The following is a 14,372-nucleotide window of genomic DNA, read 5'->3' as shown; positions in this document are numbered from 1 at the left end:
GAGATTTTTTACTGTTTTCGATACTGATTAGGAGTCAGTCCGGTTTGTTTTTTAAAGAACTTTGAAAAATGAGTAGGTTCATTATAACCAAGTTGATAGGCAATTTGCTTTATGGGTATGGAAGATTTAGAAAGTAATGCTTGAGCTTCAATTAATATTTTATCCTGGATCCATCGATTAGCAGATTTACCAGTTTTGGTTTTAATAACCGTAGAGAAGTAAGCTGGATGTAGCTGTTGCGCTTCTGCGAAAAAAGCAACCTGTAAAACGCCGTTTTTAAGATCTTTTGATCTAAAAATACTTTCCAGATCTTTTTTGAATTGATTCACAATCTCACTGTCTCGATCATACGCAACTTTAAAAGAATCGTCTTCCAATAAAAACTCTTTTACTTTTAACAGAAAAACCATGAATAGTGAACTCACAATTTTATGTCTTAAGGTAGATTTTTTGTTTTGTTCTTCCAGAATCTGTTCTGCCAGGTGGTGAAGCTCTTCGAATCGCTTCCGATCTAAGAAGCAAGGAGGAACCATTTCAGTCAATAGAAAAGAAAATTCGTCAAAAACTGTGTTATGGATATGTTCTTTTAGATATTCTTCTGATGAAGTGATAATAAAACCGGTTACAACCTCTTCAATGCCAAAGGATTTGAGGTGTCCCGGATTAGTAAAGTATAAGGTATGCGGTTTAGTACGAAATTGGTGGTCATCAATAGTATAAAAACTTTTTCCGGATTTAATTAATAGAAAAGAGAAGTAGTTGGCTCTAAATATAGGTGATTCTATCGGTTTATTGTGCACTATTTCCATGCGATGAATCGTAAAGTCCGAATCTTGCATTATACTGTTACCAACTTTTTCATCTTCGTAGAGATCTGATAATTTGTTATATGCTTTGATATTGGTATTTGCCTTCATCTATGTATAAATATACATAATTTCAAGTCTATTTTACTATGCATGCATAGTAAAACATTTCGTATTTTTGTAGTTCCAAAAAGGTAATAGATATGTATATAAAAGAATATGAAATTAGATGGAACGATATTGATGCGAATCGTCATTTAGCTAATAAAGCATATATAGAATTTGCAGCACATACTCGTATGTCTTTTCTTTCAGAACAGGGCTTTGATAGAAGGCTGCTTGGTAAATTTAATATAGGACCTGTAGTTTTTTATGAACACATTTATTATTTTAAGGAGGTTTTTTACGGAAGACCGATAAGAGTTTCTTTAGAACTTTCTGGTTTAAGCGAAGATGGAAAGTTTTTTGAGTTCAGACATAATTTTTATGATCATAAAGGAAGAAACTTTGCACAATGTGAGATGATGGGAGCCTGGATAGACCTTGGCACGAGAAAACTAATTCCACTTCCGGAGGAAATGCAACAATTTTTAGATAAGATAGAACGTCCAGAAAACTTTAAAGTGCTCACCAAAGAAGATACACGAAGGTTTAATAAAACTCCTAAGGATTTAACCTAAAGCTTTTGGTTTTTTAGTGACCAAATATACTCCCATAAAAATTAAGAGCGTAGCCGTGACTTTAATAATATCAAGTTTATCTTTACCCAATCCGATAGCAAATATGGATGCCAATAAAGGTTGAAGATAAATAAAAACAGCTACGGTAGTAGGCTTTAGTTCACGTATTGCAAAAATATTAAGAATGTACGTTCCAAAAGTTGCAAATAGAATAACGTATCCTATTTTTAAATATCCTTCAAGGGGAATTAAATCTGGTTGTACTTCTAGTAGTTGAGAGAGTCCAAATGGTAACACAAAGAAAAAACCAATACCATACATCCATTTTATAAATGTAAAAGGATGATATTTCTGAGTTATCTTCTTTACCACAATAATGTAGCAAGCATAAGAAGTAGCGTTTACAAAAATCAGAAAATTACCTAATGAGGGATTAGTTGCAGTGGCAGAATTTCCTGTGCCGTAGAGTATAATAAGCAGTGTTCCTGAAAGCCCAATTAAAACACCTAATATTTTTAGAAGCCTAACTTTTTCTTTTAGAAATATTACAGCTAAGATGAGCACAATGATAGGAGTTGTCACCATCAAAACAGATGCACTGATCGGAGTAGTTAGATTGAGCCCTTCAAAAAAAGCTAACATGTTTATTCCTACTCCAAATAGGGAAGCTAAAGCGATCTGAGCAAAATCTTTACGCTCTATTTTTTCTTTGGGCCCTAAAAAACTAATAGCCCAGAACAACAGAAAAGCTCCGGCAACACGCAGTACAATAAATCCAAAAGGTTTTATGTAATGAGGCATAACATCCTTAGCAATCGTATAATTTGCTCCATAAAATATGGCCACAAAACTTGCTGCTATGAGTGCTAAAGCTCTTTTACTCATAGTTTATATTGCTGCTTTTGCCGCTTCAACTACTTTTTTACTATTACCAATAAAGATTTGATCATTAGCAATAATTACGGGACGTTTTAGAAACGTATAATGTTCAAGAATTAGATTTTTGTAATCTTCTTCCTCTAGATTTTGGTTTTTGAGATCACGTTCTTTATATAATCTGGCACGTTTACTGAACAAGCTTTCATAACTTCCTGCTAGCGCATACATTTCTTCAATTTGGGCTACCGTAATAGCGTCATTCTTAATGTCTTGCAATACATAATCAGAAGGAGGGTTTAATTCACTAATGATTCTTTTACAGGTGTCACAAGTGGATAGGTGATATATTTTTTTCAATGTGAAAATGGTTTATGTGTCAAAATCATCACAAAGGAAATTCATTTCACGATGAAAACTTATATTTTTGGCTAAAAATTAAGAACCCTATGCAAGATCCAATAGAAATCGCACGAGTCAACCGAAAAATTTTAGAGAAAATATTAGATAATCATTCTTTAGAGCAACTAAATAAAGTTCCCGAGGGTTTTTCAAATAATTTGATATGGAATATTGCTCATGTGGTGGTTACTCAGCAATTATTAGTCTATAAATTGAGTGGTTTACCAATGATGATTGATGATGAAATGGTAGACAAGTATAGGAAAGGCACAAAAACTGAAGAAGTAGTAAACCAGGAAGAAGTAGATAAAGTAAAAGCTTTGTTATTTTCTACTTTGGATCAAACTGAAAAAGACCTCAAAGCTGATATTTTTAAAGGGTTTAAAGAGTATCCAACCAGCACAGGTTTTGTATTAAAATCGTTACAAGGTGCTTTGAATTTCAATAATTTTCACGAAGGTATTCATTTAGGATATGTTTTGGCGCTTAAAAAGTCATTATAAGATATTGATAGTAAAAAAGGGAGCTACTTCCTGTTTGTTTAGTTTTAAAACAATACCATCTTCTGTCGAGACATTAATTTCATTTGGATTATAATAAAGAATGACTTCTTTGTCAGTGATTCCTATGTTTTTAGGTAAATAGAATCTATCGCCATCAAAAAATATATTAACCTCTCTGAATTTTCTAAAAGGTTTGTTTTGGGTGATGTTGTATTGATTTCTTATTATTTTTTCGGCATAATCATTAAAAAGTTTATGATCTTTGATAAGCTCATCATTTATGATTTGTTTGCCAGTTTTAGTGTTGATATTAAGATATGTGATTTTGTCGTTCCTGCTTAAACCGCCTTCATGAATTTGAGATTTCATCTTTAAAGAAATGATATCATTGTTTTGAAAGCTTTTTTCGTAATCAATGAAAATACCATAAGGGGGTTTTATGCCTTCAGGATATTTATTACTAAGATTTAGATAAGAGTCATGAAATTCATCTATTGCTTTCTTTAGGGTTTTATGCGGTTCAACACGTCCAATGTTTATAACAGTACAAGCAGTTTTTTCTACTTCTTGATTTATACTTTTTGAGATTTCGTCATTATCCGCAATGTTCAATAAATTGATTTTTACTGAATCGCAATTAAATTTTTTACAATTAATTAGTGTGTCTATTTTCAAATTTTGTTTTTCAAAAACCAAAGGTTTTGAATTATTACAACTATAGAATCCTATTAAAGTTAGTGTTAAGAAAAAGAATTTTGAGATAATGTTAGTTTTGATATCAGTTATCATATATTACAGTGTCGATATGGAAAATGATTATAACTTCTTTTTTAAATTAAAGTATTTTATTCAATTTCAAAAGCAAAAAAAGAAGCTACATCTTGCTTTTTTAATTTAAGTTCGATAGGTCCTTCAGCGTATGAACTAATTTCATACGAATTATAGAGAAGAACAACTTCTTTATCTGTAAAACCAATAGTCGAAGGCAAACTGAAGGTGTCATTTTCAAAGAAAAACCCAGTGCTATTTATGGATTTATCTTTAGAGATGTCATGTTGAGTCCTGAATGCTTTTTCGGCATAACTCTCAAATTCTTTATATTTTTTAAAAAGATCACGATTAGAGATACGCTTTCCGGTTTTTGCATCTATATTTATATATGATACGCCTCCATATCCGTGAGCTCCACCAGTAAAGACATAAGAATCCATAATGATAGAGATCATATTCTCGTTTTGACAGCTTAGATCACAGTCAATAGTAGCTTCATAAGGAACCGTTTCTTCCGGAAATCGTTTTTTCATCCCCAAAAACGAAAAGTTGAATTCATTGATCGCATTTTCTATGTTTTCTTCTGGGTCATTTTCTCCGATATTAAGTATTGCGCAGGCCACACTTTCAATCTCTTTATTAATTGCAGCCGAAATTGAGTTGTCATTAATAGATTGGATTAAATTAATTTCTAAAGAAGCACAATCAGTTCCCTCACAATCAATTATGGTCTTAGCATCAAAACGTTGTTTCTCGAATATATAAGATTCTTTGGTATTACAGTTGTAAAAACTAGTAAAAATCAATAGCAAAAAAATGGTTGTAAGACTGATGTTAGGTTTTGTGTTAATCATCTACTAAAGGTATTCATTGAAATATGATTAGAACGAATTAAATCATACATTTGCTCAGTTTTTTAACATAAAACCGAACAAGTTAATTCATTCTTGTCAAAAATTTATGGCTATATGAAATTTAACACTAAAACTATACATGGAGGTCAGGAACACGACCTTGCTTATGGTGCGGTGATGCCTCCAATATATCAAACATCTACTTATGCCCAGACTACTCCTGGAGGGCACAGAGGTTTTGAATATAGCAGAACACACAACCCAACCAGAAAAGCATTAGAAAATTCTTTAGCCAGCATAGAAAATGGAAAGTTTGGATTAGCTTTTGGGTCTGGACTGGCTGCAATTGATGCGGTTATTAAATTATTAAAACCTGGTGATGAGGTAATCTCTACCAATGATTTATATGGTGGAACCTATAGATTATTTACTAAGATATTTGAAGATTTCGGGATTAAGTTTCACTTTATTGGGATGAAAAATGCAGATGAAGTAGCTGGTTATGTGAATAAAAATACAAAACTGATCTGGGTGGAGACACCAACTAACCCAATGATGAATATTATAGATATCAAAGCTATGGCTGAAGTGTCAAAAAAACATAATGTATTATTGGCGGTAGACAACACGTTTGCAACTCCTTATTTACAGAGACCTTTAGATCTTGGAGCAGATATCGTGATGCATAGCGCGACTAAATATATTGGCGGACATAGTGATTTGATAATGGGAGCTTTGATTGTAAAAGATAAAGAGTTGGCAGATAAATTATATTTTATCCAAAATGCAAGTGGAGCTATTTGTGGTCCTCAAGATAGTTTTTTAGCCTTGAGAGGAATCAAAACATTACATATTCGTATGCAACGTCATTGCGAAAATGGAGAAGCGATTGCAAAATACCTGAAGAACCATCCGAAAATTGAAAAAGTATATTGGCCAGGTTTTGAAGATCATCCTAACCATGATATTGCCAAATCGCAGATGGATGGTTTTGGTGGAATGATTTCATTTGTTACTAAAGGAAGTGATTATGATAAAGCTATTAAAATAGTCGAGAATTTAAAGGTTTTTACTTTGGCAGAATCACTCGGTGGAGTAGAAAGCTTGGCTGGACATCCAGCAAGTATGACACATGCATCTATCCCAAAAGAAGAGCGAGTAAAGACTGGAGTGGAAGATTCGTTGATCAGATTAAGTGTGGGGATCGAGGATGTAGATGACTTAATTGCAGATCTTGAGCAAGCAATCGATTGAGTATTATTAAATTCAAAAAAATAGATATATATTTTTAGTAATATCATATATTTGACTCGTAAAAATAACCATTCAATAAGAATCTATTAATTCTGTTAACATATGCAAGCAAAGATCAATGCATTTATGGAAGAAGTGAGAGCTCGAAATCAGCATGAACCTGAGTTCTTACAGGCGGTACAAGAGGTGGCCGAAACGGTAATTCCTTACATCGCTTCTAACGAAATTTATAATGGTAAAAACATTCTACTTAGAATGGTGGAGCCAGAAAGGGCAATTATGTTCCGTGTTCCTTGGGTAGACGATAAAGGTGAAATTCATGTGAATAGAGGGTATCGAATTCAGATGAATTCTGCAATTGGACCTTATAAGGGAGGATTGCGTTTTCATCCTTCGGTGAACTTGAGTATTCTTAAATTCTTGGCATTTGAGCAAGTATTTAAAAATAGCCTGACTACACTACCAATGGGTGGTGGTAAAGGAGGGTCTGATTTTGATCCAAAAGGAAAATCTGATGATGAGATTATGAGATTTTGTCATAGTTTTATGAGTGAATTATATAGGCATATTGGTCCAAATACAGATGTTCCGGCTGGTGACATAGGGGTTGGAGGTCGCGAGATCGGATTCCTATTTGGTAAATATCGTAAAATGAAGAACGAGTTTACCGGAGTACTAACAGGAAAGGGTATTTCCTGGGGAGGATCATTGATTCGTCCTGAGGCTACCGGATATGGGACAGTTTATTTTGCTCAAAATATGCTGGAAACCAAAGGAGATTCTTTTAAAGGAAAGACAGTTACTGTTTCGGGTTCTGGTAATGTCGCACAATATGCAACTGAAAAAGCATTACAGCTAGGAGCTAAAGTGGTTACACTTTCTGATTCTTCAGGATATATTTATGATAAAGACGGTATCGATCAAGAGAAGTTGGAGTTCGTTATGGAACTTAAAAATGAAAAACGAGGACGTATCAATGAATATGTAGATAAATATCCTTCGGCTGTATTTCATAAAGGAAAAACTCCTTGGGGAGAGAAATGTGATATTGCACTGCCCTGTGCTACACAAAATGAACTTAATGGAGATGATGCAAAAACATTAATAGTAAATGGGTGTATTTGTGTTAGTGAAGGAGCTAACATGCCAAGTACACCAGAAGCAGTATCGGCATTTCATGAGGCAAAGATTTTCTTTGCTCCAGGTAAAGCATCTAATGCAGGAGGCGTGGCTACTTCAGGTCTTGAGATGACTCAAAACTCTTTACGTTTTAATTGGACCAGAGAAGAGGTAGATGAAAAATTAAAACAAATTATGGAGGATATTCATTCTGCGTGCCTAAAGTACGGTAAAGACGATGATGGATATATTGATTATGTAAAGGGAGCCAATATAGCAGGTTTTGTAAAGGTAGCTGATGCCATGCTTGCACAAGGAGTAGTATAAATACTAAATTTTATAACATAATAAACCGTTTGAGCTTCTAGCTCAAACGGTTTATTAGTTTTTTATATTTTATGAATGGATTTCGAAATGGAAAGATTTATGTTGTAATGATAATAGTAAGTCTTTTACATATAATGACTGCAATAATTACTATTTTAGCGTGTTATCAGAACAGAATAAAGTTTCTATACTATTATGCGTAATTTTATCAAGTTTTTTTTCTTTTTAATACCAATATGCTTGTGTTCGCAAGATTTTAGTAATCGGTGGACTGGTCATTATTCCTATTTTCAGATCAGTGACTTATACGTTAGCGACTCTAAAATTTATGCAGCTTCTGAGAATTCAATTTTTGTTTACGATACAGAAAGTAATACTTCTAAAACATTTTCGACAGTAGATGGTCTTTCTGGAGAAACCATCTCTTCTGTTTACCATAGCTCTATTTATGATTTAACTGCAATTGGATATGAAAATGGTTTGATAGAAATACTATTAGGTAATGATGATGTAAAAACCTTTATAGATATAGTAGAAAAACCAACAATACCGCCAACGGATAAGAGAATCAATCATTTTTTTGAGAGTGACAATATTTTATACATTTCCACCGATTTTGGTATAGTTGAATTTAATTTGGATAGGATTGAATTCAGAGATACTTTTCTTATAGGACCAGAAGGAAGTCAAGTTAGAATTACAGGAACTACGGTTCAAGGAAATTCATTGTATGCAACGTCATCCAGTAATGGTATTTTTAGTGCTGATATTAATAATTCTAATCTTGTAGATTTTAGCCAATGGACACAGCTAGCACTTGGTAATTTTAATGGAATCGAAGTTTTTAATAATCAAATTTACGTATGGCAAAATACAACAACCATTCAGTTATTGACAGGGAATGTTTTAACTAATGCTATCACCACTACTTCTGCAATTCTGGATTTTTTGGTAAGTGAATCAAATTTGTCAATAACATTAGCTGACAGAACTTTAGTTTATGATACTAATCTGCAAGAAATAAGTACTGTTATTAGCAATACAGATAATGCTTTTACTCTTAATACATCTACTGTTTTAGGTAATAAAATATATTTGGGGACCAGAACAAAGGGATTATTGGAGGTTGATATTATGAACACATCGATTAATAACCTCATTTCACCAGATGGCCCATTACTTAATATACCATTTGCATTAGAAGCGTTTAATAATAATCTTTGGGTAGTTTATGGAGATCATAGTGTGGATTATAATCCATTTCCATTACAACGAAGAGGAATTAGTAGGTTGAAAAATGGGGTTTGGCAAAATATTTCCAGAGATAATGTTTTAGGAGCAGGAGCTTTAAGTTATATTACCATCAACCCAAATAATGAAGAGCAAGTTTTTATTAGTAGTCTAAATGATGGGTTGTTAGAGATTAATAATAATGTGGTCACGAATTTGTATAATACTACAAACAGTGATTTTGAATCATTTGTTCCTGATCATCCTACTTTTGAATTTACATTTCTTTACGGTTCTGTGTTTGATAGGAATGGAGATTTATGGATTGGGAACTCGCGAGTACAAAATGGGTTAAAACGATTTAATATCGATACAAAAGAAATTTTTAATGTAGACCTGGCAAGTGTAATCCCTACAGCAGATCAAGATCTAGGTTTTAGTGATGTGGTTTTGGACAGAAATGGTAATGTTTTTACAGGATCATACCTTAATGGTGTTATAGGATATAATATTAGCACTGGGCAATTAACGAAAGTTTCAAGAGAAGGAAATTTGCCTAGTGTCTCGGTCAGTGCATTAGCAATGGATAGGAATAATCAATTATGGATTGGTACTTTTAAAGGCTTAAGAGTATTGTTTAATGCTTCAGGAGTTTTTCAAGAAAGTAACCCTCAAACGAGCCAAATTATAATTCTTGATGATGAGAGTGTACCGCAAGAGTTACTTTTTGATCAATTTATCACAGATATAGAGGTAGATGGTTCTAATAACAAATGGGTTGCTACTTCATCTTCTGGGGTATTTTATTTTTCATCTGATGGGCAAGAAACATTAGAGCATTTTACTGTGGCTAATTCTCCACTTCCTTCTAATAATATTTTAGATATTTCAATTGACGACTCTACAGGATCTGTTTATTTTGCTTCTGAAAAAGGATTATTAGAATTTAAAGGTACTGCTACGGGACCAGAAGATAACTTAGATAATGTCGTGGCCTTTCCTAATCCTGTTAGGCCAGGGTTTAGTGGTCGTGTAACCATAAAAGGACTTACCAGTAGAGCCAGTGTGAAAATCACGGATATTGAAGGTAATCTTGTGTATGAAGAGATAAGTGAAGGAGGAAGTATTCAATGGGATACCTCGGCATTTGGTAGACACAAGGTAGCCTCAGGAGTATATCTGATTCTTGTGACTGGAGAAGACCAGGCAGAGACGACTGTTTCTAAGCTTTTGATTGTTCGCTAATGATTATTAATTCTCCAGCTATTGTAGTACATTCTTTACGTTATGGAGAGGCAGATCTGATAGTTAAATTATTTACCAAAACAAGTGGTTTACGATCGTATTTATTAAAAGGAGTCCTAAAGTCTAAAAGAGGAAAAATAAGATCTTCATTTTTTCAACCGTTAACCTTATTAGAGATAGAAGCCGTTCATAAAGATAAGGGTACTTTAGAAAGAATAAAGGAAGCTAAAATTAGCAAACCTTACCTAACATTACATAGTGATTTAATGAAAAGTTCGATAGTATTCTTTCTTTCAGAAATTCTTAAAAATTCTATACGTGAAGAGGAAACCAATAAAGACTTATTCGAATACCTGGAAACTACTTTACTTTGGTTGGATTCTCATGATAATATTGGTAATTTTCATATCTCTTTTATGATAAAACTCACTCAATATTTAGGGTTTTATCCAGATTTATCCAGAATAGATTCGGAATATTTCAATATGCAAGATGGTTACTTTCAAAAGAATGATACAAACCTGTATTGTGTTAAAGGAGAGCATATTTCAAAACTAAAAGAGTTTTTAGGCACGACATTTGAGGAAAGTATGAATATTAAGCTGTCCAAGACTTTAAGAAGTCGAGTTCTTAACGTTTTGTTATTATATTTTGAATTACATTTGCACGAATTTAAAAAACCTAAATCGCTATCTATTCTGAATGAAGTTTTTGAGTAAATCATCTCTGTTTCCCTTTCTTTTATTGATTTTATTCTTTTTTCCAAAGATTAATGCTCAAGAGGTAACGGTTTATAGCAAATCTAATAATGATCCAATTCCGGATGTTGCGATATATAATAAAATAAAGTCCAAAAGTACAATTACAGACTTTGATGGAGTTGCTGATATTTCTATGTTTTCAGAAGACGAGACATTATACTTTGCTCATGTTTCTCATATCACAACTAATTTTTCAAAAGCAAAGGTTAGAAGGATGGGTAATAGAATCTATCTTGAGGCAAGCGAAAATGAACTTTCTGAAGTTGTTATTTCTGTATCTAAATGGGAGCAAGAACAAAAAGATGTTACCCAAAAAATAGTAAGTATATCATCCAATGATATCACACTGGCCACACCTCAGACTTCTGCAGATTTATTACAAAGCAGTGGTCAGGTTTTTATCCAAAAGAGCCAATTAGGTGGAGGTAGTCCAATAATTAGAGGTTTTTCAACCAATAGATTGTTACTGACGGTTGATGGAGTTCGTATGAATACGGCAATTTTTAGAGGAGGGAATGTACAGAATGTGATCTCAGTAGACCCTTTTGCAGTTAATAGGACAGAAGTGATATTAGGTCCTGGATCAGTGGTTTATGGAAGTGATGCTGTGGGCGGGGTGATGAATTTTTATACAACTCAACCTAAATTTGCCATAAGTGGCAGGAATAAGCTTAGTGGTAATGCTTCTGTAAGATATGCAAGTGCCAGTAATGAAAAAACAGGTCATATTGACTTTAATATAGGTCTAGAAAAATGGGCTTTTTTAACTAGTATTAGCTATACTGATTTTGACGATTTAAAAATGGGTAGCCATGGCCCGGACGATTACTTAAGGAATGAATATGTAGAAACCGTAAATGGAGAGGATATAGTAATACAAAATGAAGACCCTGAAAAACAGGTGTTTACTGGTTATAATCAAGTCAATTTGCTTCAGAAAGTGCATTATTTACCAAATGAACATTGGGACTTCAATCTAGGTTTAATGTATACTTCAACCTCAGATTACCCTAGATATGATCGTTTGATTAGAAGAATAGATGGTAATCTGAGATCTGCAGAATGGTTTTATGGACCACAACGATGGTTTATGGGTAATTTGCAGGCATATCATAAATCGGGGAGTATATTGTATGATCAAATAAAGATAACAGGAGCATATCAATATTTTGAGGAGAGTAGAAATGATCGAAATTTTGGAAGCTCTATTTTAGAAAGAACCCAGGAACAAGTTGATGCGTATTCTATTAATTTTGATTTAGAAAAAAAGCTAAGCAAAAAAACTACTTTGTATTATGGAGCTGAGTATATTTTGAATCAAGTATTTTCTGATGGTACTGAGCATAACATTGAAACAGGAGAGCAAGTAAATGCGCCTTCACGCTATCCTGACGGATCTACCTGGCAATCTGTTGCTGCTTATGGAAGTTTAAAGCATAACTTCAGCGAAAAATTAAGATTTCAAGGTGGTTTGAGGTATAACAGGATCATTTTATATTCAGAATTTGATAAAGAGTTTTTTGATTTTCCATTTACAGAGGCTAATTTGGACACTGATGCTGTAACCGGAACTGCTGGTTTTAGCTGGTTGCCCAACGATATGATTCAATGGAAATTAAATTTTTCCACAGCATTTAGAGCTCCAAATATTGATGATGTCGGTAAAATTTTTGATTCAGAACCCGGATCTGTAGTAGTTCCTAATCCTGATTTAGTACCAGAGTATGCATACAATGGAGAACTAGGACTTAGGGTTAATATAGACGAGGATTTTTCATTAGACCTGGCTACGTATTATACATATTTGGATAATGCATTAGTGCGTAGGGACTTTAGTTTAAATGGTGAGACTCAAATACTATTTGGAGGAGAATTGAGTAATGTGCAAGCTATACAAAATGCTGCAAATGCAAGAGTTTATGGTTTTGAGGCCGGAATACGATACAATTTTGCTAAAAATCTTAAGTTTACTTCACAGTATACTTTTGTTGGAGGAGAGGAAATATCTGATGATGGCTCTACAGAAGCATCTAGACATGTATCTCCACAATTTGGAAATACACATGTAACATATACGTCTCAGAAATGGACTATAGATGCTTTTGCAGTTTATAATGGACAGTTTGACTTTGATGAATTGGCACCTTCACAACAGAACAATGCTTTTTTATATGCTGCAGATCAAAATGGAAATCCGTATGCTCCATCCTGGTATACTTTGAATCTAAGATCTCAGTATCAGTTTACACCAAGTCTTCAAGGTACCGTTACAATTGAAAATATAACAGATCAAAGATATAGACCTTACTCGTCGGGTATTGCTGCTGCAGGAAGGAACTTGATTATGTCTTTAAAATATTCATTATAAATTCCAGTCTTCTACTCTGAAAAATAAATTATTCATATTTGATATTGATGGTACGCTAACAGATAGCGTATCGATGTATCTTATTTCGGTGACACAATCATTATTGTCTTTTGGGATTACTGATATAGATACAGATTATAATAATTATAAACATCATACGGATAGTTATGCGCTTCGTTATAATTATGAGCGTAATTTTCAGAATGATCTTCCGGATAATTTACTGGATGATTTTGAAGAAGATCTTGTAAGGCAGATGCTTAATTTTGATCCTGTAAAAGAAATTATGGGTGCAAAATCTGTAATTCAATTTTTTAGAGATAATGATATTTCATTTTGTTTTGCAACGGGAGCACTCCCAAAACCTGCAATGCTAAAGTTAGACCAATGTGATATTTGGTATGATGAGCAGATATTAGCCACTTCTAAAACACATGAATCACGAGAAGGTTTTGTAATAGAAGCTATTGAAAGGTCAAAATCTTTTTATAGCAGATCAGATTTTGATCAAATTATTTCTGTCGGTGATGGGCTTTGGGATTTAAAAACCGCACAGAACTTATCTTTAGATTTTATAGGTATTGGATCCAAGAATGAAGCGAAACTTCTAGATCATGGAGCTAAACATTGTTTTCATGATCTAATAGAATTTAAAAAACACTTATTCTAATCCTTTTTACCTATTAATACGCTCATTAAGTTGGTGTCGAATGTTTTTTTGAGTGCAGTGATTTCTTTTACATTTTCATTTGGTATAGCAATAGAAAGTACATAATGTCTTATTTTCCAGCCTTCTGATGTTTTTTCTACAATTCCACTTCCTCTACAAATCCCCATTTGAGTGTCAAGTAATTCATCAAACCAAGCTATTTGATTTTTTTCTTCAGTAAAAATATTTCGTTCTAAAGTAGTAAAACTCCAAGCTTTTCCTTTGTCAAAATATGGTTTAGCAAATACCTTAAAATCATCATAACTCCAATTTTCAGTAGGATCAGTTCCAATGAAAATAGAATTTGACGTCATTAAACCAAAGTATGTGTCAAAATTTGCTTCAGCAGCTGCTTTATGCCACTTTTCTAATGTGTTGTCAATGTCTGAATTGTCTTTTTGCTGTGCAAAAGAAAAGCTACACGTGATCATTAGAATGGATATAATTATTTTTTTCATACTATATTT

The 14,372-nt window shown here is 33.2% G+C and carries 14 protein-coding genes; 8 read left to right on the top strand and 6 right to left on the bottom strand.

The genetic code is table 11. From position 1 onward, the window contains the following. Positions 1-8 precede the first annotated feature (8 nt). Positions 9-917: a helix-turn-helix domain-containing protein gene (locus J8M14_RS18320; protein WP_211076279.1), complete on the bottom strand. Its 909-nt coding sequence runs from the start codon at positions 915-917 to the stop codon at positions 9-11. 92 nt (positions 918-1,009) lie between these two features. Between J8M14_RS18320 and J8M14_RS18315 the strand changes: the two genes are divergently transcribed. Further along, the gene (locus J8M14_RS18315; RefSeq protein WP_211076278.1) at positions 1,010-1,486 is read left to right on the top strand and encodes a thioesterase family protein; all 477 of its coding nucleotides are present in this window, start codon (positions 1,010-1,012) and stop codon (positions 1,484-1,486) included. Here J8M14_RS18315 and J8M14_RS18310 read toward each other — a convergent pair. Further along, positions 1,478-2,371: a DMT family transporter gene (locus J8M14_RS18310; RefSeq protein ID WP_211076277.1), complete on the bottom strand. Its 894-nt coding sequence runs from the start codon at positions 2,369-2,371 to the stop codon at positions 1,478-1,480. The genes J8M14_RS18315 and J8M14_RS18310 overlap by 9 nt on opposite strands. A gap of 3 nt (positions 2,372-2,374) precedes the next feature. After that, the gene (locus J8M14_RS18305; protein WP_211076276.1) at positions 2,375-2,722 is read right to left on the bottom strand and encodes an ArsC/Spx/MgsR family protein; all 348 of its coding nucleotides are present in this window, start codon (positions 2,720-2,722) and stop codon (positions 2,375-2,377) included. 89 nt (positions 2,723-2,811) lie between these two features. Here J8M14_RS18305 and J8M14_RS18300 point away from each other — a divergent pair, with 89 nt between their 5' ends. Continuing rightward, positions 2,812-3,267: a DinB family protein gene (locus tag J8M14_RS18300; protein WP_211076275.1), complete on the top strand. Its 456-nt coding sequence runs from the start codon at positions 2,812-2,814 to the stop codon at positions 3,265-3,267. On the opposite strand, the gene J8M14_RS18295 is transcribed toward J8M14_RS18300, so the two are convergent. Then, the gene (locus tag J8M14_RS18295; RefSeq protein ID WP_211076274.1) at positions 3,262-3,879 is read right to left on the bottom strand and encodes a hypothetical protein; all 618 of its coding nucleotides are present in this window, start codon (positions 3,877-3,879) and stop codon (positions 3,262-3,264) included. The two genes, J8M14_RS18300 and J8M14_RS18295, sit on opposite strands and share 6 nt — an antisense overlap. Positions 3,880-4,112: 233 nt before the next feature. Continuing rightward, complete coding sequence (locus J8M14_RS18290) at positions 4,113-4,892, bottom strand: DUF3298 and DUF4163 domain-containing protein (protein ID WP_211076273.1); 780 nt, start codon at positions 4,890-4,892, stop codon at positions 4,113-4,115. 114 nt (positions 4,893-5,006) lie between these two features. Between J8M14_RS18290 and J8M14_RS18285 the strand changes: the two genes are divergently transcribed. The 6 genes from J8M14_RS18285 to J8M14_RS18260 all read left to right on the top strand — a co-directional run bounded on the left by J8M14_RS18285 (position 5,007) and on the right by J8M14_RS18260 (position 13,866). Then, on the top strand, positions 5,007-6,146 hold the full coding sequence (locus tag J8M14_RS18285; protein WP_211076272.1) for a cystathionine gamma-synthase: 1,140 nt from the start codon (positions 5,007-5,009) through the stop codon (positions 6,144-6,146). Positions 6,147-6,248: 102 nt separating this feature from the next. Next, the gene (gdhA, locus tag J8M14_RS18280) at positions 6,249-7,592 is read left to right on the top strand and encodes an NADP-specific glutamate dehydrogenase (RefSeq protein WP_211076271.1); all 1,344 of its coding nucleotides are present in this window, start codon (positions 6,249-6,251) and stop codon (positions 7,590-7,592) included. 240 nt (positions 7,593-7,832) lie between these two features. Further along, the gene (locus J8M14_RS18275) at positions 7,833-10,067 is read left to right on the top strand and encodes a two-component regulator propeller domain-containing protein (RefSeq protein WP_211076270.1); all 2,235 of its coding nucleotides are present in this window, start codon (positions 7,833-7,835) and stop codon (positions 10,065-10,067) included. Continuing rightward, complete coding sequence (gene recO, locus J8M14_RS18270; RefSeq protein WP_211076269.1) at positions 10,067-10,786, top strand: DNA repair protein RecO; 720 nt, start codon at positions 10,067-10,069, stop codon at positions 10,784-10,786. Before J8M14_RS18275 ends, recO begins: the two co-directional genes overlap by 1 nt. Continuing rightward, positions 10,770-13,196 carry a TonB-dependent receptor gene (locus J8M14_RS18265; RefSeq protein ID WP_211076268.1) on the top strand — a complete coding sequence of 809 codons (2,427 nt, stop codon included), beginning with the start codon at positions 10,770-10,772 and terminating at the stop codon, positions 13,194-13,196. The genes recO and J8M14_RS18265 overlap by 17 nt, the downstream gene beginning before the upstream one ends. Then, on the top strand, positions 13,186-13,866 hold the full coding sequence (locus tag J8M14_RS18260) for an HAD family hydrolase (protein ID WP_348772858.1): 681 nt from the start codon (positions 13,186-13,188) through the stop codon (positions 13,864-13,866). Before J8M14_RS18265 ends, J8M14_RS18260 begins: the two co-directional genes overlap by 11 nt. Here the strand turns inward: J8M14_RS18260 and J8M14_RS18255 are convergent. Then, positions 13,863-14,363 carry a nuclear transport factor 2 family protein gene (locus J8M14_RS18255; protein ID WP_211076266.1) on the bottom strand — a complete coding sequence of 167 codons (501 nt, stop codon included), beginning with the start codon at positions 14,361-14,363 and terminating at the stop codon, positions 13,863-13,865. The two genes, J8M14_RS18260 and J8M14_RS18255, sit on opposite strands and share 4 nt — an antisense overlap. Positions 14,364-14,372: the final 9 nt, after the last annotated feature.

The sequence above is a fragment of the Aquimarina sp. MMG016 genome, assembly GCF_018100805.1.
Taxonomy (GTDB): domain Bacteria; phylum Bacteroidota; class Bacteroidia; order Flavobacteriales; family Flavobacteriaceae; genus Aquimarina.
The sequence above is the reverse complement of the archived record's forward strand: the minus strand, read 5'-3'. Positions and strand labels throughout refer to the sequence as shown.